Below are 19,665 nucleotides of genomic sequence, written 5' to 3'. Positions count from 1 at the left end.
CAACACAATACCCTTTTCACGACCGTTTGACCTCCTTCAAATATCGACTCCAAGAATGTAATGCCTGCCCAGCCCAAATACAAGCTTGCCGTGAGAGATTCTCTGCCGCCGTGCAGCGGGCTGGCACGTCACCGGAATGGCGTCCGGCACCGCATGGGCAGACCGTCTATTGGCAGATATTTGAAATTTCCGTCTGATTCACTAAATTGTAGTTCATCCTCCCCGTCTAATTGGCGGGCTCCCGTCCACAAATTTCACTTCCATTCGTGCCCCTTTTCCGCAAAATCCTGCTTCTGACTGTCTATGTAATTATCGCCACATTGGTCACCACCTTTGTGCAGGTGCTCTTGCTGCGCTGGCATGATCCGAAAACCACGGCATGGATGCGGATGCGCGTGCGGGAGGCAAAAGCGCAGGGCAAGGACCTCCAGATTCACCATACGTGGATTCCGCTCAAGGCCATCTCACCGCCCATGAAGGCCGCAGTGGTGGCTGCCGAGGATGACGGCTTTTACCAGCACCACGGCTTCGACTGGGACGCGATGCGCAAGGCCCACGAACTGAATGAAAAGAAGGAACGCATCAAACGCGGCGGCAGCACGATTACCCAGCAGCTTGCTAAAAATTTGTATCTGTCGCCCAGCCGCAGCTACTGGCGCAAAGGCCGCGAGGCGGTGATTACGGCGTTCATGGAGTTGCTGCTGCCCAAGGACAGGATTCTCGAACTGTATTTGAACAGCATTGAGTTCGGTCCGGGAGTCTTCGGGATTGAGGAGGCCGCGCGGCACTACTTCAACATTTCGGCGCGCCAGCTTTCCCTGTACCAATGCTGTCAACTGGCGGCGATTATTCCCTCTCCGCTGCGCTACCGGACCGGCGGCAGCTATGTCAACCGCCGCGCGGGGAATATTGCGCGGATTATCGGCGGCGGAAATGCGGTGCAGGACAGCAGTTTTTGACACAAAGCTGATGGCATTGCTGATCAACTGCGCGAGGTTTATGCGGGGCCGGGCGTTAACTGTTGAAAATGTCAGACAGAAGTGGTATATTGAGCACCGTTTTCAGGGTTGTGCTGCGCAGCCAAGGTGTTGCAACTGGTCAGGGAAACTGTAAGGATAATCCATGGCAGATCCACGTTATTCAGATTTAGCGCGTGTTTTAGTGCGTTACTCCACGTTCGTAAAGCCCGGCGATCATGTCCTCGTCGAAGCGAGCGATGTTCCGGATGAATTTGTTGCCGTGCTGGTGCAGGAGATCTGCGATGCGGGCGGTGTGCCCGTGATCGAAATGAAATCGCAACTGGTGCAGCGCAAACTGTACATGAATGCGACCGAAGAACGCATGAAGCTGATTGCCGACTGCGAACTCTACCGCATGAAGAAGATGCAGGCGTACATCGGTGTGCGCGGCATTTTCAACGCCAAGGAATTGTCCGATGTGCCCGGCGACAACATGGGCCTGTACGAGCGCCTATGGCTGCAGCCGGTGCATCTCGATCAGCGCGTCGCCCACACCAAGTGGGTGGTGCTGCGCTTCCCGTCGCCGCAGATGGCGCAGATGGCCAAGATGTCGATGGAATCCTTCGAAGATTTCTTTTACAAGGTTTGCACCAAGGTGGACTGGGCCAAAGCCTCCAAGGCGATGGATCCCGTCGTCGAGTACATGATGAAGACCGACCGTGTGCATATCAAGGGCCCGGGCACGGATCTGAAGTTCTCGATCAAGGGTATTCCGGCCAAGAAATGCGACGGCCATTTCAATATTCCCGATCTGGAGATCTTTACGGCTCCGGTGCGGGATTCGATTGAAGGCGTGATTCAGTACAATGCGCCGTCTTCCAATCGTGGTTTCACCTTCGAGAACGTGAAATTCACCTTTAAGAAGGGCAAGATTGTCGAGGCGACGGCCAACGATTCTAAGCGGCTGAACAATATTCTGGATACGGACGAAGGCGCGCGCTACATCGGCGAATTTGCGCTGGGCTTCCATCCCTACGTGGAAGAAGCGATGGATGATATTCTCTTTGACGAGAAGATCTCCGGTTCCTTCCATTTTACGCCGGGCAATGCCTACGAGAACGAAGCGGACAACGGCAACCGCAGCGCAATTCACTGGGATCTGGTGCTGATCCAGCGCCCGGAGAAGGGCGGCGGCGAGATCTGGTTCGACGACGTGCTGATCCGCAAGGATGGCAAGTTCGTCCACGAAGCCTTTGTGGGCTTGAATCCCGAGAATCTGCGCAAAGACTGACAGAATTTCTGAACGGCTACTCAAAGCCGCCTTGTCTTCGGACAAGGCGGCTTTTTTGTGCTCTGATGCGGCAAGTTCTTGCCCGTAGATGGCTGGAACTGGACATGGCAGTCTATTATTATTAAAGTCTTACAAAAATTGAGGCGGCTGGTGTATTTCTTGCAAAAAGACAAGGCGATAGTCCCAACCACTTGTCATCGGGAGAACGTCCATGCTGGTCCTGAAGAGACCGCCCGCGCCTGTCCGGGAGACCGCGAGCAACGCCATTATCAGTCGCCCGGAAACTCGAGTGAACATGCCGCATATTTTCCAGCAGATTCCCGGATTTTTCGATTTCGAAAACATCTATCTGGAAGCAGTGGCCGAATTCGACGGCCCGGCTCATTTTGTGGAGATCGGCTCCTGGTATGGCCGGAGCGCCGCGTTTATGGCGGTGGAGATTATCAATTCGGGGAAAGCCATCACGTTCGACGCGATTGACACGTGGGAAGGCACGTGGCCGCGTCAAGGCAGTGAAAGCACAGATCCGAATCTGGTCAAATATGGAACCATGTATCCGAATTTTCTGGCCAACGTGTGGCCGGTGCTGCATGCCCTCACACCGATCAAGTTGCCGTCGCTGGAGGCGGTCAAGCTTTATCCGGACCGTTCACTGGACTTCGTGTTTATCGACGCCGCTCATGACTATGAGAACGTGAAGAAGGACATCATCGCGTGGCGGCCGAAGGTCAAGCCCGGGGGGATTCTTGCCGGCCACGATTACAATAAGGAAAACAGTCCCGGACTGGTGAAGGCGGTGAATGAATGTCTTCCGACCGCTGAGTTTGTCGCGCCGACCTCCTGGCGCATACGAGTGTAAAGGGAACAGATTTCTCTGCTTCTGCCGTTTGTAACCTACAGGCGTGTTCGCAGGCTAACCTACGAGCCTGCGGCACGTCATGAACCCGTCTATGCGAGTTACGCACTATGAATATTGATCCCAAGACCGGAATATGGCAAGGTGCGGACCGTCACCGGGTCTACGACCAGACACTGGCCGCATCCATCGTGGATTTCTGCCGCAAGCGGAACTTCAAGACTGTGGTGGATCTGGGCTGCGGCGCGGGCTACTATGTGCAACACCTGAAAGACGGCGGCCTCGATTGCTCAGGCTATGACGGCAACCCCAACACACCGCAGATTACCGAGGGGCTGTGCGGTGTGCTGGATCTGTCCAAGCCGATTGACATCGGCACGCGGTCCTGCGTCGTCAGCCTCGAAGTCGGAGAACATATTCCGGCGGAGTTCCAGGAAGTCTATATCACCAACCTGCTGAAGACGGCGACCGATTACCTGATTGTGAGCTGGGCGATACCGGGGCAGGGCGGACTGGGACATTACAATGAGCGACCGCTAGAGGAGATTATTCGGCGGATTGAGCGTGACGGAGTCTGGCGGTTCGACAAGGACACCGCTCTGTATCTGCGCAGCACCAGCACGCTGCCGTGGTTCAAGAACACCGTGCTCTGCTTTGAAAACATCAAGGTCAGCGCCAAGACGACGATTACGAAGGGGATGCGCGATTTTCAGCAGACGCGTCAACTGAACGATGAAGCGTTCCGCCGCCGGATGAAGGTACAGCCGGAAGCTCTGACGCTGGCCTTCTGGGAGAATCACTTCTGCACCAAGGAAGCCTGCGAGTCCACCGAGTTGCAAGGGCGCATTCTGGACTTCGGATGCGGCACGGGTGAGATCGATATTCTGATGGCGCGCCACGGGCGCGAGGTGGTCGGCTACGACATTTCGCAGATAGCGCTGGACACTGCGAAAGATCATCTGGCAAAAGAGCCGCAGGCGGTGCAGAACCGTCTGCGTTTTGTGCTGGGCGCCGGAAACCGGCTGCCGTTCGAAGATCAGTCGTTCGATTCCGTGTTCTGCAATCATGTGCTGGAGCATATCGCTCATCCCACCCCAATTCTGAAAGATCTGGCGCGGGTCCTCAAACCGGGCGGAGCCCTGCTGGTGCAAGTGCCGGACGGGCTGGCATACTATGACGTGATGCATTTGCGGTTCTTCCATGCCGAGACGCTGGAAAGTTTGCTCGGAGACTTCTTCGAAGAGGTGGACGTTGTGCTGCAGCCGGAACGCAAGCAGCTCAAGGCGGTATGCCGCAACCGGACGGCGACGCGGCACCCGCGAATTATCTGCACGATGCGCATCCGCAATGAGGAGCGCTGGATCAAGGAAGTATTTGACAGCGTTGCCCGCGTGGCAGACGGCATTGTCGTGCTGGATGACGGCTCGAGCGACCATACGCCGGAAATCTGCGCGGCGCACCCAGCGGTGGTGGACTACAGGCGACTGGACGAGGCGACACGGGATCAGCGCCGTGACAAGATGCTGGCGCTGCAGATGGCCATCGGGCAGCAGCCGGACTGGATATTGAACCTCGACGGCGACGAGATGCTGGAGGAGAGTGCGGCGCAGCGGATCTTCGACGCCGTGCGCACCTGCCCGCCGGATGTGGGAGTGTTCAAGATCGAGAGCCTGTTTATGTGGAATGATCTGGAACACTATCGCACGGATGGCGTTTACAACCAGCTCCTCCAGGCGCGGATGTTCCGTCTGAAGGGGCAGGACGTCTACGCGCTGCACTATGAGCCGACCACGTTCCGCGAGAACGGACACTGCACGCGGCTGCCGGCGGGGATTCGCGGCCGGGAGACCGACATTGACGTAAAGATCATTCACCTTGGGTATATGTATCCGGAAGTCCGGGCGCGGCGCTACGACTATTACCGCACGCGCGACCCAAAGGAATTTGCCCGTGGGGACTATGACCATCTGCTTGACCAGCCGCATCAGGTTCTTGCGGAATGGCACGAGAGGCCGTGGGGAAAAGCGAAAAGCGAAAAGTCGAAAAGCGATAATAGCACCGTGGCCAGAACGCTGCAGAATGCGGCAACCAAGCAGGAGTTCAAGCCGGACTACTACTATGCCAACGCGCGGAAGAATCTGTGCGACCTGGTTCCAGTAACCGCGAAGCGGGTGCTCGATGTGGGGTGCGGGCATGGCATGACGGGCGGGCTGCTGCGGGCGGAACGCGGGATCGAGGTGGTGGGGATCGAGATTCACGAGGCGGCGGCGGCGGTGGCAAGGCAGCATCTGTCGTCGGTAGTGGTCGGTGACCTCGAGACGATGGAGTTGCCGCTGGAGAAGGCATCCTTTGACTGTCTGCTGCTCGGCGATGTGCTGGAGCATCTGGTCAATCCGTGGCTCGCCCTCAAGAAGCTGACGCAGTATCTGAAGCCTTCCGGCAGCATCGTGGCCAGCATCCCGAACATCCGCAATCTTGGCGTGATGAAGAAGGTGCTGGAAGGGTCGTGGAGCTATGAAGAGTGGGGAATTCTGGACAAGACCCATCTACGGTTCTTTGCGCTGAAAGACATGCAGGCGCTGTTCGAGCAGGCGGGAATTGAGGCCAAGGTTGTGGAGATTGTGCGCGATCCGCTCTTTGAGCAGGAAATGCAAACTCTGCCGGAGGCTGCCACGGACGTGCGCGTCGGGCCGCTGCTGCTGCGCGCCGTATCACCGGCGGATCTGAATGAACTCACCGCACAGCAGTTTATCTTTACCGGAACTCTGAAGGATGCGCCGCTTGCGCAGGCACCGAAACGGATCGAGCCTGTGCCTGAAGTGTCGGTGATCATTCCGGTGTTCAACAACCTGAATTACACGCGGCAGTGTATTACGTCACTGTTCACGGTGAAGGAGGCTGTGCCGTTTGAAGTGGTGGTGGTGGACAACGGCTCAACAGATGATACCGCTCAGTATTTGGCGGAGCTGCCGTCGATTGTGCGCACGGTATCCTGCGGGGAAAATCTCGGGTTCGCCAAGGGCTGCAACGCGGGGGCAAAGGCGGCGCGCGGCAAACACCTGGTGTTCCTGAATAATGACACGACGGTGCTGCCGCACTGGCTTTCGGCGATGCTCGACTGCCAGAAGAAGGATCCGTCCATTGGGCTGGTGGGCAATTTGCAGATCTTCCCCGAAAGCGGCATGGTGCAGCAGGCGGGGATCATTTGCGGCGCGGACAACATGGTACGCAGCATCTACAACAACGAATTGCCTTCTGATCATCCGGCGGTGAACACGCCGCGTGAATTCCAGTTTGTGGCGGGAAGCTGCATGCTGATTGAGAAAGGCCTGTTCGAGCAACTCGGTGGTTTCGACGAGGCCTATCTGAATTCCTGCGAGGACATTGATCTGTGCATGAAGGTGCGGGAGGCGGGGAGAAAAGTGTTCTATTGCCCCGCAAGCCGCATTTACCACTATGAATCGCGCACGGTGAAGGGGCACGACAAAAGCGGCGGCAACTACCGTCTGTTTCTGAAGCGATGGGGCGGCAAGCTGGTGCGGGATGACGAAAAGTATCTGCGGGAGGACGGCTTTCTGAGGGAGCCGCCTCCATCCGAAAGCCCGGCGAAGGAAGCCGAGAGTGTGTCCTGTCCGAAGCCTGTTACAGACGGAGATCAACCTGTGAAAAGCGTACCTGCCGAATCCCTGCGCGTGGCGCTGTTGACGACCTACAATCAGCATTGCGGCCTGGCGACATATGCCGAATTCCTTGTGGCAGCGATGCAGGCGCAGGGCACAGAGCCGGTGATTCTTTCCGAGAAGAACGTGCCGCTGCGCGGCGCGGATGCAAGCCATGTTGTCCGTTGCTGGACGCGCGAGGCGAATGGCGGCGATGAACTGGTGGCGCAGATTCACAGGCTGGGAATCACGCTGCTGCACGTGAACCACGGCGGAATGTTTGCGCTGGATGGCTGGCTGCCCAGCGTGTTACGGGCCGTGCGGGCGATGGGAGTGCGCGTCGTCGTGACGTTCCATTCCACCGAATGCACCGTCGATGCCATGGGGGAGTTAGTGCGGCTGGCCGATCGCGCGCTGGTACACCATGCCCAGAACGAATTGGAACTGATTGCGACGGGCGGCACACCGGGACGGATGGATGTGATTCCGCATGGCATGCCCGCGGTGGAAAGCCGGGATCTGTTCGAAAGCAAACTGGATCTGCAATGGGATCCGGCAAAGAAGGTGGTCAGCACCTTTGGCTTTGTGGAGCCGCACAAGGGAGTGCTCGAACTGATTGAGGCGATGAAACCGGTGCATGCAACGTTGGGCGCGGACCTGCATGTGCTGGGAGGACCCCATCCAGCCAATCCGGACTCGCAAGACTATTTGAATGCCTGCAAGCAGAAAGCCGCCGACCTGGGACTGACGGCGGCGGTGCATTTTGCGGGAACCTATCTGAGCGATGAGGAGATTGCGCGGCGGCTGCGGGCGTCGGACGTGATTGTCATGAATTATCGCGCGCGGCGTTTCGAGAGTTCGGGAGCAGCCATGATTGCGCTGGCCAGTGGCCGGCCTGTGGTCAGCTCCTCCGTTCCCACCTTCGATTTCGCGCCCGCTCTGACATATAAGACGACGGATCTGCATCATCTGACGCTGGCGATCCACGAGACGCTCACGAATCCGTTTATCGCGCGTACGCTCCTGCGCAACGTCCGCGAATTTGAAGCGACTGCGCGCTGGGATAGGGTTGGCCGCAGGGTTCTCGACGTCTATCGGGCCGTTTTGAACGCGCCACCGCAGAGCGACGTGAACATGATGCATTACTACCGCTCGCATCCGGATGACATCTACAACGAACCGCTGCAGCGGGAGCGTGTCCAATGGCTGAAGAGCAGAGCACAAGGGCGGATTCTGGAGATCGGTCCGGCCAATGGCTATGTGAGCGAGTCTGTGGGCGGCAGTGCGGCGGTGGACATTAATCGCGGACGGCTGGCGGTGGCACAGGCGCTGCGGCCATCGGTGCACTTTCAGTACGGCGACGTGGTGAAGGGGCTGCCGTTTGCCAGGCACGAGTTCGATACGGTGCTGGCGCCGGAGATTCTGGAGCACGTGGAGTTCGAAGATGCGGTGTGCGCCCTGCGCGAGTGCGCGCGGGTGGGCAGGCGCGTGCTGGTCACGGTCCCGAATGCGGACAAGCCAAATTACGATCCGGCGCTGGTGCACAACGTGGAGCACCGCTGGCTGGTGAACCGCGAGACTGTGGACCGGCTGCTGGCGGAAGCGGGTTGTACCAGCTATGAGCTGGATACCTCGCCGGAAAATGATTTCTATCTGCTGGATATCCGCACCGATGAGCCGGCCCCGCGCGCCGTGATTCGCGCGCGCGCCGTCGAGCTTGCGGCCCATCGCCTGACCCTGCGTGAATCGCTGAATGTCGGCATTGATGCCAGCGCCCTCGATACGGCAGACCATGCCATGACCGACGGGCAATTGTATGCGTGGCATGTGGTGAATGAGTGGATGGCGGCCCGGCTCCACTGGAATTTCACGGTGTTTGGTAACGGCGCGTCGCCGCTGTCGCCCGCCGTTGCGCAACTGGCACAGCATGCGCGCGGCGGCTATCTTCCTGCCCAGCAGTGGGCGTCACGGGATCTGGATTGCATGTACCTGTGCGACCCGATGGATGCGCAGGCGGACAAAATGCTGGGCTCGTTGCTGGTCACTTCGCCACTGGTTGCGGCCGCTTTCGAGGATCTGGTTCCTCTGCGGTTTGCGGATGCCTATCTGAAGAGTGCGCCGGATTACAAGGGACATTACCTGCACCTGCTCAGGCTGCTGAAGGAGCGGTGCGATCTGTTCCTCTGTCCGTCGCAGAGCACGGCGCAGGATCTTCAAGCTTATCTGGAGATTCCCCACGGCAGACTGCGGATTGTGCACGGCGCGCCGGTCAACCGGCAACAGCCGGAGCGGAGTCGTTCGGAGCAGGTGATGCAGCGGCTGGGGCTCGGCGGAAAGAAGTTCTTTCTGTCGATCGGCAACGCGGCCTATAGAGAGAATCTGGCAGGATCGTTGTTCGCCCTGTCTGCGGCACGGCACGTGACGAACGAAGACGTGCGGCTGGTCATAGCCGGAGAAATCACCGACATGGGCCGAAAGGCCATTCTCGCGGCGGCTCAGGATTGTGCGCTGCCATCTCAGGCGCTCGCATTCACAACGAGGAGTGATGCTGCCGCGTTGCGTGGTGAGGCTCAGGCCTTGCTGAATCCCAGTTTGTGGGAAGGGTCGGCGCGGAGTCTGCTGGATGCGATGCAGTCAGGACTGCCGGTCATCGCCGGAAACAATTCGGCACAGGTGGAGATCTGCGGCGATGCGGCTCTGATGATCGCGGCGGAGAACAGTGAAGAGATCGCGCGGGCGATGCTGAGCATTGTGCAGAATCCAGCGCTGCGCGAGGATCTGTCCCAACGAGGCAAGGCTCAGGCCCAGCGGTTCACGTGGCGCAAGGCCGCGGAGAAGACCGCCGTGTACGTGGCGGAGAGCCTGTCGCGGCGCAGGCAACCGGAGCGGCGCATGCGCCCGCAAGGACAGCCGGTGCAATAGATAAAGAGGAGATTCGTTTGGGAGGCAACGAAGAAGACGGGCAAGGGTCCGTCTTCTTCTATTTGGAGATCAGGAACGGGAGAGGAGGGTGAGGACTTCAGTAGCGGGAGTCTGGGGAAAGAAGTCGTAGGGTTGAATTTCGACGGGGACAAAGCCTCCTTGCGCCAGGAGCGTCAGGTCACGGCCAAGGCGGGCGGGATTGCAGGAAAGGTAGGCCAGCCGCCGTGCTTTAGAACGGTTGATCTGCGCGAGAATCTCCGGATGGGCGCCGCTGCGGGGAGGATCGAGAACAATCAGGTCCTGTTCGCGAATTCCGGAAACGCGCGAGGGGAACGTGCGCAGCAGGTCTCCGGGGATAAATTGAACGCGGCTGATGCCCTGCTGCCCGGCCAGTTGTTGCATAGTCTTTTCGGAAAGGCGGGAGAGTTCGAGCACGTACAGGGGACGCTCCGGTCCGGCGGCGGCCATGCCGAGGGCGCCGAAGCCGCCGTACAGGTCCCAGACGCGCTCATAGTGCTGCTCACGGCTGAACTGTTGCAACCGCTCTCCCACACGATTTGCGGCGGCGGCATTGGCCTGACAGAAGGCGGCGGGATGTACGTCAACCGTTTGCCCCAGCCATTCGGTCTGCATGGGCAGCGCTTGCTCGGTGTGGGTGATGGGTTTGTCGTAGCGGACGATGCCCGCGAGGGAAGACTCGGCAAACCAGAGTCCGCCCGGCGCGCAAGGAGCGAGCTGTTGTGACCAGAAACGCGTGATGTCGGGAGTCACCGTGCCGGGAATCATGACCAGCAGTCCGGCTCCGGCTGCGGTCTGATGGATCTGGATTCGGCGCGGGAGGGGAACCAGTGGTGACGGCAGACCGGCAAGGGAACGGGTGAGCGCGGGCAGACATTCGGAAACCGCTTCAACGGGCAGGTAACAGGTGCGGATTGGTATGCCGCTTTCCTGACGGGACTCGGTGCGGAAGCCGACTTCGAGCGCATCGCCGCGCCGCCAGACATTCAACGAGATGCGGTTACGGTATTTCCAGGGAAGAGGGCCGGCTACTGTAGGCAACACCGTGATGCCGCCCGCCGCCTTGCGCAGAGTCCGCTCGACCAGATCGCGCTTGTGGGAAAGCTGCGCGGAATCGTCGAGACATCCCCAAACGGACCCCTGGCACGTATCCGCATGGGGGCAGGGATGCGGCCGGCGCAGAGGTGACGGCGTGATGATGGAGACGATATTCGCGGAAGGCGGTTTGCTTTGCGGCAGGAGTTCGAGCAGCAGTTCATCGCCCGGCATTCCGCGCGGAACAAAGTAGACGACGTTCTCGATGCGGACGACGCCGCGGCCATCGGTGGACAGATCCTGAATGGTCGCGGTTGCTTGAAGAAGAGACATGGGGAGACCGATTACGGCTGGCGGACGAAATGGGGCATGGAGAACGGAATCTCGAAGGCAAACTCGACGATGCCGGCAAACTCTCCCTCTTCCTGCCATGGCACCTGATAGATAAGCTTCTTGACGCCGTTTTTTTCGATAGTGTAGATGTGTGAGGTATGCTCGGCGAGCATTGTTTGAAACACCGTGCGCGACGGTTCGGGATGGCAATCGAGCGCATTCTGGCCGATCAGCATGCGGCCGCCATCTTTGGCAAAGGTGTTGACGGCCTTTTCGTTCATGTCGAGGATTTTGCCTTCCCGGTCACAGACGGTGATGGAAACCGGCAGGTTTTCGGCCCAAGGGCAGTTTTGCATAGCAGGGAATGTGGTGGGTGGGGCGTGTTGGGAGACAAGATAGGGCATTGGAGAGGGAAAGTCAAGCTCTCCTCTCGCCAATGCCCTATTCAAACGATGTCCCGGTAGCCGTTACTGTATGGCAAAGACCCGGTAAAAGCGGTGTCCCGGCAACACGGGAACAGTCGTCAGGAATGTGGTGTCGGGGGTAATCACCTCCAAGTTCCAATTTGCAAAATCAATGCTCGATTCGACGCGATACGATGTGGCCGTAGGGACAGGACGCCACTGGATCCGGGGTTGCGCGGGATCATAGACCGCGAGCAGTTGCGGCGCGGGCGGGCCACCGTCGAAGGGGTGTCCGCCGTCCAGCGTGACCGCATAACTGATGAGCACGGGCAAAATCGGCGTATTGCGCAGCGTCCGCACCGCGCTGTCCATCGGGCAGCTTTCGGTTCCCACGGGAAAGTCCTGGGTGAGTTGCGCTGAATTATAGTACATGGAAGACGCGTCGGGTGAAGGGCCGTTCCAGACCCGCACATAGAACCTGGAACCGGTGTGCAAGGCAGGTTCTGATCCGTTGCCGAAGCTCTCGATAAGAATAGCCTCGGGCGAGTAGAAGGTGTTGGCGGAGTGGGTGAAGGATGCGGGATTCATGGCAAAGGGGAGCCCGGGATTCACCGCGAGCTGATCATCGCCGCCGGGAAGTCCGGTCGGATCGGGCGGATCGATGTGCCCGTTGGGGCCGGCGAGGATCACCTGCACCAGATCGCCTTCGGCAAAGCCATAGTTGGGAATGTAGCCGCTGTAGGTATCATTGGCCTGACGGCAGCCGAGATTGTGCAGCGTCATGTAGATGAACGTGTCCTGCGCCGAAGCAGGCATTGTCAAGCCAAGAGGCAGACAGAAGAGTAGGACGCGGTAGAGTTTCATGATCATTACTCCCGCGTTGGGTTATAGGTCCAGTCGAATGTGGCCGGATAGTTGACCTGAATCAGCACCGGATGTCCCACGCGCATGCTGTCGAGGGTGCCGATCCAGCCGCTGGTCGAATCACGGCGGGCGATTTGCCGCGTGGTCAGGTCAAGGATGATATCGCCGCCCTGCCGCATGTTCTGCGACCAGTGAAATCCGCTGGCGGTCAGCCCGACACGGTTGATAGGATGGTTGCCGTTCATGCGTGCGGCAACGATGCGGGTATTCTCCCGGGGCATAGGGAGGATATAGGTTACGGTATCGAAGGGAAAGCCTTCCAACGTCACTGTACGCGCCTCGTGGCGGTTCATATAGAGGAAACCTCGCCCATTGCGCAGTGAGACCAGAAAGCCTGCCCAACGGCCCGTAGTGTCCCGATAGGCGTAGGTTCCGCCGACGGTGACGTCAATGATGCGGTCGGCTGTTGCCACACCGCCGGATGTGATTTGATTGCCGATACTATAAGTAACGCTGTCATTGCGCTGGCCGTTATAATAGGGATAGTACGACATGGCAAACGGCGTGTAGCGCGGGACCGTCAGGTTGCCAGCCTGAATTTGAACATCGTAGGACTGCAATGGGCCGGGCTGGGCGGCAGCACTATGATTGAACACCTCGACAAGGAGGAAGGATAATAGAATAATTGTCGGCGGCGACTTGAAAATTTGGATTAGTTTTGTTATAGTTTGCATAAGGTATTTGCTTAAAGTGAACATTCTAATTGAAACCTTGGGCAATATAAGCGGGAAACGGCATCAACGCAACCGCTTTCGCTGTGGAGCAGAAGATGATGGGGCGGAGACAAACTTGCAAGGCAACTGACCCGGAGAAGGCTCGAAGGTGGCCAGACTCGCGAGCATTGAGTGCGCGCTAAGTATTTACTATTTAGACGTTTATTGTTTTGTTTTGGGCGAACGTCCCGGAGAATGAACCGAAACTTTTCGGAAATATAGAAGTGACAAGGATTAGACCGGCGAAGCCGGTACGCGCTGACTTGAAGCGAGCCAGTGCGAAATGCCCCCGGGTGTCCGTGCATCCGGGGGTCATTATTGTTACAGGGGGTGGAGGCACGAGTTGATCCGAGTTGTTCTCCGCCTCCAATACGGTAAACAGAAGACGGTGTGGACATGAAGGAGTAATTTAGACTTGTTAGATTGAAAACAAGAAGAGCGGCATAATTCGGTAATTTACATTGACAAGATTGTCATCAGTAGCTATATTTGCGAGAGCGAAAATGCTTAGGGAATATCAGACCGCCTCTTATAAATTCCGCTTTATGTTTGTCTTTGTCGGGTGTTCCAGCGGCGCGTGGTTTGACAGAGGATGAACAGATCGCCGTGTCGAGCAGTGGACGGCAGGGTGAATCTGGAGCGAAGGTATTGGAACATAGTGATTTGATGGAAGGATTGAACGATTTTCCGGTATGCTCACGACGGGGGTGACTTATTCGAAACGGGTTATCACGTTTCTTCCCCGGACTTGCAACCGGTTTGACCGTGCTCTGCGTGACGGGATTAGGCTGGGCTCAGGGGAGCTTGACTATCGAACCGCGCCTGGTTTCACTGGGGAGTTTTTCCGCGCAAAACCCGGGAAGCAACCAGTTGAATCCGGGGACGACAACGGTACGGATCAGCAGTGCGAATCCTTGGTCCTTATACGTGACGCTGGTGCAGCCGCCGCGGCGGCTCTCGGATAATTTGGAATTGCCCCTCGAACGGGTGCAGCAACTTTTCCCGGATTTGTCCCAGCTCTGCGGCTATATTCCTGTCCGTCTTGATTACGGTCCGGGGGAAAGTGACGAGCAGGTTATCAGCTATGACTGGCAGGTTGCGCAGTCGCGGATTGCCGAATATCTGGATGAAGCGGATCCTCCCGGAATCTACTGTTTTACGGTGCGGGTGGAGCTGCAAGCGCGCGACAGCACGTCGATGGGATCGGGAATTCTGCTGGTGACGGAGTTCACTGTTCAGCCGCGGGTGGAGATCGAACTGATCAGCAGCGACTGGGTTGTGCCGGTGGAGCATCCGGGGGAGCCCGCGGAAAGCGAACCGATGTACCTGCGCGTGCGAAGTAACTGCGCCTGGGCACTCGAAATGATATGGGGGGGGGACTTGTATACGCGGGGCGGCTTTCGCCTCGAACGCGACCGGCTCACATGGCGCGTAGAGCCGGGGCAGGATTGGCAGAGTATGGCGCCGGATTATGTTCCTTTCCGTTCGGGAGCGGTGGTTGCCGCCCATGGCAGTGCGCCACCGGCATTCACGCTGGCGGAGGTGGAGATTCCCTTCCAGCTTCGCGTGGCGACCGACCGGGTCACGGTTGCCGGAAACTATTTGCAGGACATCAAATTCCGCCTTCATGCGGATAACCCCGCGTCAAAGTAGGTTCTTCAGGTGAGGACGGCGATGCGGCGGGGCGCTGGCTTTAGTAACCGCGATTAGTAACCATTCGATAATTCAAGCAAGGCGTGTTTGTATGCACACCGGTCGGCACGGACATCCGATCGAAAAATTGAAGAAGTGATAATTTAAGGAGGCATTCTCATGCTGGCTCGCTTCGTAACCTTTATCGCCGTTGGCCTGATGCTGATCACGGGTTCCGCCTTTGCGGACACCACCAGTGCAGCTTGGGGTCATGTGTATGTCGCAGTCGTCTCCAACATCGCAGTGTCGGTGGTGACGGCCAATGTCAACCTGGGCTCGATCCAGACTGGTATCTTCCCGGGCGAAATTACTTTCCGCGTCGATGCGAATTCGGAAGCCGTCAACCTCAGCGCGGCGGCAACGGCCCTTTACAAGGGCGATGATCCCACGGACCCGACCGTAACCCCGATCCCCCTGTGGCTGACCACAGGCGCGTTGATTGAGCCGACGGATGCCTCCCCGCTTCAGGGCGGCAGCAATGTCGGTATCTACGAGACGCCGTTCAACTATGACGGCTTCCTCGGAATGCAGACGAACTACATCCCCTTCGAGTCCAGCCAGATGGGCATCTTCTCGCAGGATGTGTTTGTGACCGTCGCGTGGAACCAGGCGAACCCCGAAATGCCCACAGGCGAATACTCGGGCTTTGTCTGCCTGTACGCGTCCGTTCACGTGTTTTAATCCCACGTGCGGGCCGCTGTTCACGGGCAGCGGCCCGCACCCCGGTTGTAATCTCTCATGCTGAGTTGTCCGTGCCGACCAGGGTGCATAGAGATACAATGTGAGGGTTTTATGTCAGCCGGAGAGGTTTGCACCTCCCGGCTGTCCCATACTTGGAGGAATTTTTCGTGCCGTTCAGCCGATGGATGTTTCCGCGCCGCGCCCTGTTCGCGGTACTGTTCTGCCTTGCGGCCACGCCGCTGTTTGCCGTACTGCGTGTGTCGCCCGCCGTTATCGAAGCGAAGTTCGAAAATGGCCGCGCCTCGGGATCCTTTACGATCAGCAGCACCGATGCCCGCTCCGTGCGCTTGCGCGTCTTTCCGGTGCACTTCAAATTGACCGTGGCAGGGGATCTTTCGCTGGTGCCGATGGACTCGACGTCGCTGGCCCCGTGGATGAAGATCACCCCCCGCGAATTTACGCTGGAGCCCAACTCCGAGCGGCAGGTGCGCTATGCGATCATGGCGCCGGATACGGTTCCCGACGGAACCTACTGGGGCGGATTGGAGTTTCTGCCGCTGCCCTCCCATCAAGACTCGCTGGATGCTCAGAGCAGGATCAAAGCGATTGCCATTGTGGTTGTGCCGATCATGGCGGATAAGGGCCGGCCAACGTATCAGTGGAGCCTTGATCCGGACTCCATGCGAAGCGTTGTGACGCCCAGCGGCGTCATGGTCGTCGCAAAGGTGGAGAACAGTGGAACGGGGCGGATTGCGCAGAAGGGTAAGTACGAAGTGCGCGACGCAAGTGGAGCCGTGGTCAACAGCGGAGATACGGACCGCCTGTCGGTATTGCCGCACTCCGAGCGGCTTCTGAAAACGGTGCTGCCACGCACACTGCCGCCCGGGCAGTATGAATACATGGTGACGTATACGTCCGAAGTGGATGGCAGCAAGCTCACGGGGGCGTATCACTTCGATGTCCCGGACACGTATCCCGACCCGCCTCAGAAGAGGTAAGGTGATCTTTCCGATCCACCGGCCAGCCGCAGGGCGCGCGCAATGGAACGCGCTCGGCGGGCTGGCCGTGCTGTGCCTGACGCTTGCGCTCTGGGCACCGTGCCTGTTCGGCGAAGGAAGCGAGAAGATCGAGACCTCGATTGCCAGCCTGAAGATCCGCGGCCAGAAGCCCTACGAAAAACTTGTGCTGACGGATCTCGATATTGTCATCGCCAACGACACCACGAGGGGAATACCTCTGCGGCGGCTGCTAACGGCAACCGGCCTGTGGAGCAAAGAGGTCGGGGACACGCTGTTTTTCCGCGACGCTCAAGGGCGGGACTGCTGGCTGACTGCCGCGGCAAAGGTCATTCGCTGCTCGGGCGAAACCAAGGCGGTGGCTGTGCGGCACGGGGTGTCTGACGTCACCGGGCAATTGGACTTCTATCTGGCTGAAGCGACGATCGACAGCATCTTCGACGTCCAGTTGCAGTGGGATGAATCGCGCTACGAGTACAGCGGAACGACTCAGCGGAGCTATCCGGTTTGGCGCGACAATGCGGGGGCGCGGCGGCGCAAGACCGGCGGCCGGACGTCGATGCAAATGGTGGGCGTGGAGCTGCCGGAAATCCAGCCGCCCTCGGGTCCGTGGAAACTGGGTGATCCGTCGATCCATTTTATTCAGCCGAGCCTGGTGATGAACCGCATGTCTTCCGGTGATCTGTTGATGCAGAAGACCCTTGAAGGGCGCGGACGGCTGGCCGGCGGACGGTGGGGAGTGCGGCTGCGGCAAGGGAACACGGATTTCAAATCGCAGGTCAGCCTCGATGAGTTCACGCTGACGCATCGCCTCGGCGATTTCGAAAGCACCGTAGGTGATGTAGACCTGGGAATGAGCGATCTGGTCTTCCCACACCTGCGGCTGACGGGATGGGAGTTGAACGGTCTGGCCGGACTGGATTCTTCGAGCCGCGACGATGACCGCAGTAATTTTGGCCGTACGGAACGCTATTTATCCCAGACGGACATCCGGGGAACGGCTCCGCTGGGCAGCAAGGTGGAACTGTACGTCGGTGACCGGTTCATCGACGAGCAGAAGGTTACAGAACCGCGCGGCGCGGCAGGGGATGGCATTTACCAGTTCCGGGGAATCAACCTTGCGCGCGACCTGCTCAACAATACGCGCACGGTGGTCACCGAACCCGACGGTAAGATCACCGAGCACACCGAAGAGATGGTCGGCGCGGGATCTCTGTTGCAGAAGGGCCAGACCGCCGTGATTCTGGGTGTGGGGTCACGCCGCTTCACCACGCAGGACTTCTGGGCGTTGCAGGGGCGGTTCTATGGCGGACGCGTCATGTATGGCTTGACGCCGTACTGGAGTGTGGGAGTATCGGGGGCTTACGAAAGCCTGTTCAGCCTGCCCTACCTGCGGAACAGTGTGGACACGCTGCATGTCACGCTGACGGAGCCTTTTCCTTCCTCGAGCTATCATGCCGGCGTGGAAAACCGGGTGCTGCTTTTCAGAAAGCACCTGCTGACGGCGGATGTGGCGGCCAGCCGCACGGATTACGACAGGCTCTACGGAACCAAGGATGTGCGCAATCCCGCGGCAGGGGATTCCGCTGTCGGCGCGCGTGTCCGGCTGAACATGCATGTCTCCGATGCCCTGAAGTTCCAGCCTGAGGTGTTCCGCTTCGATCCGGGCTTCTTCGATGGCACCAATCCTGCCGTGCAGGACCGGCAGGGCTATGTGATGGCGGGGCGCGTGCTGTGGGGTGGGTTGTCCTTGAACGCCATGCACGGCCAGGTGCAGGACAATATTCGCCACCGGGCCAACGCGACCCGCTGGGAGTCCTGGCAGCACGTGGATTTCAATGTGCCACGGATTGTGCCGCGCTCGACCATGCGGATCGGCCTCGACAGGCTGAATGCGTGGCAGCGGCCTTCGGTGTCGTCCACAGGCACCGTCTTTGACGGCGGGCCGTGGAACATCGCGACGGTCGGTGTGAGTTCCACGCTGCTGCGGTTTGTGGATCTGCTGGGGCAGGTGTCCGTGGGGGACAAACTGGATGAAGGCTCCATCACCGATCTGCGGCGCGGGTTGGCGCTGCCCTATTCCGCGACCGCCTTTCAACGAGGATGGAACGTGGCCGCGGGATGTCCATTGATGGACAATGGCCGCCTGACGATCGGCCACGACGCTTCGCCCTACCGGCAGCGCTCCTCGGTGACGCATATCCTGCGCGCCGCGGGGAAGAATCACTGGCAGTGGCGATTGGACGGCGGATATGAATGGGACGTGCGGAAGCCCTACTTTCAGGTGCAGCCGGAGTATTACTTCGAGAGCAGCGGCTTCAGCCGCGTCTCGGCCATGGTGCGCTACCAGCGCAATGCGTGGATGTTCTCGGTCGGTTTGCAGCTTCAACCGATTATCAGTTTTGTGGGAGGGCGCCCGTGGGTCATTCCGCACTCACGCTTAAGCCCGGGGAACGGCGGCGTGAAGGGCATTGTGTTTCTTGATGCCAACGGCAATGGCCGCCAAGACGCGGATGAGCCCGGAGTTCCCGATATTCAAGTGCTGGCGGAAGGCGGGCGGCATGTGACCACCGGAGATCACGGAGAGTTTGTTATCAACGCCACCAGCGCGCGGCGGCGCGTTCGTGTGTGTCTCGACCCCCGCGCCCTGGCTGCCACCTACAGCGCGACCAATGGGGCTCAATGGGCGGCGATTGAACCGGGAACGCTGACCCCCGTGTCGCTGGGGATTGTGGAGCCGGGTTCCATCTCGGGCTTCATCTATGGCACCGACATGCTGGATGCAAGCAAGTCACGCGGATTAGGCGGCGTTCGGGTTATTGCCCGGGACAGCACCGGCGCGACCAAACAGGAGTCCATTACCTATATCGATGGATCTTTCTATCTGGGCAGCTTGATGCCGGGAGATTACGTGGTGGATGTGGATCCTGTGACGCTGGCGAAGGGATATGTGCGGGGGAAACCAACGGAGCCGCTGCAAGTCCGCGCCGGGAGTCATGGCAAGCTGGATTGGAGCGGCATCACGCTGCACGTAGACTATGACCGTTCGGTTATCGAGCGCGACAAGAAAAAGTGATGAGCAGGGAAAGCGGGATGGATGCGCGAAAGCGGGCCACCTTCAAGGAGGCCCGCTTTATTTTTGAAAGGGGAGGCCTGGCGGCG

At 59.0% G+C, this 19,665-nt stretch carries 12 protein-coding genes; 8 read left to right on the top strand and 4 right to left on the bottom strand.

Annotated features, from left to right (window positions below; genetic code table 11):
* The first annotated feature begins 266 nt into the window (after positions 1-266).
* The 4 genes from mtgA to VGL38_15090 all read left to right on the top strand — a co-directional run bounded on the left by mtgA (position 267) and on the right by VGL38_15090 (position 9,687).
* Entirely contained in the window at positions 267-959 is a 693-nt protein-coding gene (gene mtgA / locus VGL38_15105) for a monofunctional biosynthetic peptidoglycan transglycosylase (protein HEY3296758.1), read from the top strand.
* Between the two features lie 163 nt (positions 960-1,122).
* A complete protein-coding gene (locus tag VGL38_15100; GenBank protein HEY3296757.1) occupies positions 1,123-2,250 on the top strand; it encodes an aminopeptidase in 1,128 nt (375 codons plus the stop codon).
* A gap of 211 nt (positions 2,251-2,461) precedes the next feature.
* The gene (locus VGL38_15095; protein HEY3296756.1) at positions 2,462-3,109 is read left to right on the top strand and encodes a class I SAM-dependent methyltransferase; all 648 of its coding nucleotides are present in this window, start codon (positions 2,462-2,464) and stop codon (positions 3,107-3,109) included.
* Between the two features lie 107 nt (positions 3,110-3,216).
* The gene (locus tag VGL38_15090; protein HEY3296755.1) at positions 3,217-9,687 is read left to right on the top strand and encodes a methyltransferase domain-containing protein; all 6,471 of its coding nucleotides are present in this window, start codon (positions 3,217-3,219) and stop codon (positions 9,685-9,687) included.
* A 69-nt stretch (positions 9,688-9,756) separates the two neighbouring features.
* Here the strand turns inward: VGL38_15090 and VGL38_15085 are convergent, their stop codons facing one another.
* The 4 genes from VGL38_15085 to VGL38_15070 form a co-directional block, all read right to left on the bottom strand.
* A complete protein-coding gene (locus VGL38_15085) occupies positions 9,757-11,073 on the bottom strand; it encodes a hypothetical protein (protein ID HEY3296754.1) in 1,317 nt (438 codons plus the stop codon).
* A gap of 11 nt (positions 11,074-11,084) precedes the next feature.
* Positions 11,085-11,429: a diguanylate cyclase gene (locus VGL38_15080; GenBank protein HEY3296753.1), complete on the bottom strand. Its 345-nt coding sequence runs from the start codon at positions 11,427-11,429 to the stop codon at positions 11,085-11,087.
* A gap of 111 nt (positions 11,430-11,540) precedes the next feature.
* On the bottom strand, positions 11,541-12,341 hold the full coding sequence (locus VGL38_15075; GenBank protein HEY3296752.1) for a hypothetical protein: 801 nt from the start codon (positions 12,339-12,341) through the stop codon (positions 11,541-11,543).
* Positions 12,342-12,346: 5 nt separating this feature from the next.
* The gene (locus tag VGL38_15070; GenBank protein HEY3296751.1) at positions 12,347-13,075 is read right to left on the bottom strand and encodes a hypothetical protein; all 729 of its coding nucleotides are present in this window, start codon (positions 13,073-13,075) and stop codon (positions 12,347-12,349) included.
* A gap of 798 nt (positions 13,076-13,873) precedes the next feature.
* Between VGL38_15070 and VGL38_15065 the strand changes: the two genes are divergently transcribed.
* The 4 genes from VGL38_15065 (at position 13,874) to VGL38_15050 (ending at position 19,579) form a co-directional block, all read left to right on the top strand.
* Entirely contained in the window at positions 13,874-14,767 is an 894-nt protein-coding gene (locus tag VGL38_15065) for a hypothetical protein (protein HEY3296750.1), read from the top strand.
* 159 nt (positions 14,768-14,926) lie between these two features.
* Entirely contained in the window at positions 14,927-15,487 is a 561-nt protein-coding gene (locus tag VGL38_15060) for a hypothetical protein (GenBank protein ID HEY3296749.1), read from the top strand.
* 167 nt (positions 15,488-15,654) lie between these two features.
* Positions 15,655-16,485: a hypothetical protein gene (locus VGL38_15055; GenBank protein HEY3296748.1), complete on the top strand. Its 831-nt coding sequence runs from the start codon at positions 15,655-15,657 to the stop codon at positions 16,483-16,485.
* 1 nt (position 16,486) lies between these two features.
* Positions 16,487-19,579, top strand: a complete 3,093-nt coding sequence (locus VGL38_15050; GenBank protein HEY3296747.1) for a hypothetical protein — start codon at positions 16,487-16,489, stop codon at positions 19,577-19,579.
* Positions 19,580-19,665: the final 86 nt, after the last annotated feature.

The sequence above is a fragment of the bacterium genome, assembly GCA_036504735.1.
In the GTDB taxonomy this organism is placed as follows: Bacteria; Electryoneota; RPQS01; order RPQS01; family RPQS01; genus DASXUQ01.
This window is presented reverse-complemented; position numbering and strand designations above follow the sequence as displayed.

What these genes read in the sequence shown, in the direction of transcription:
- VGL38_15100 (HEY3296757.1), top strand. Translation starts at nt 1,123, where the DNA reads ATGGCAGATCCACGTTATTCAGATTTAGCGCGTGTTTTAGTGCGTTAC.
- VGL38_15095 (HEY3296756.1), top strand. Translation starts at nt 2,462, where the DNA reads ATGCTGGTCCTGAAGAGACCGCCCGCGCCTGTCCGGGAGACCGCGAGC.
- VGL38_15090 (HEY3296755.1), top strand. Translation starts at nt 3,217, where the DNA reads ATGAATATTGATCCCAAGACCGGAATATGGCAAGGTGCGGACCGTCAC.
- VGL38_15085 (HEY3296754.1), bottom strand. Translation starts at nt 11,073, where the DNA reads ATGTCTCTTCTTCAAGCAACCGCGACCATTCAGGATCTGTCCACCGAT.
- VGL38_15080 (HEY3296753.1), bottom strand. Translation starts at nt 11,429, where the DNA reads ATGCAAAACTGCCCTTGGGCCGAAAACCTGCCGGTTTCCATCACCGTC.
- VGL38_15075 (HEY3296752.1), bottom strand. Translation starts at nt 12,341, where the DNA reads ATGAAACTCTACCGCGTCCTACTCTTCTGTCTGCCTCTTGGCTTGACA.
- VGL38_15070 (HEY3296751.1), bottom strand. Translation starts at nt 13,075, where the DNA reads ATGCAAACTATAACAAAACTAATCCAAATTTTCAAGTCGCCGCCGACA.
- VGL38_15060 (HEY3296749.1), top strand. Translation starts at nt 14,927, where the DNA reads ATGCTGGCTCGCTTCGTAACCTTTATCGCCGTTGGCCTGATGCTGATC.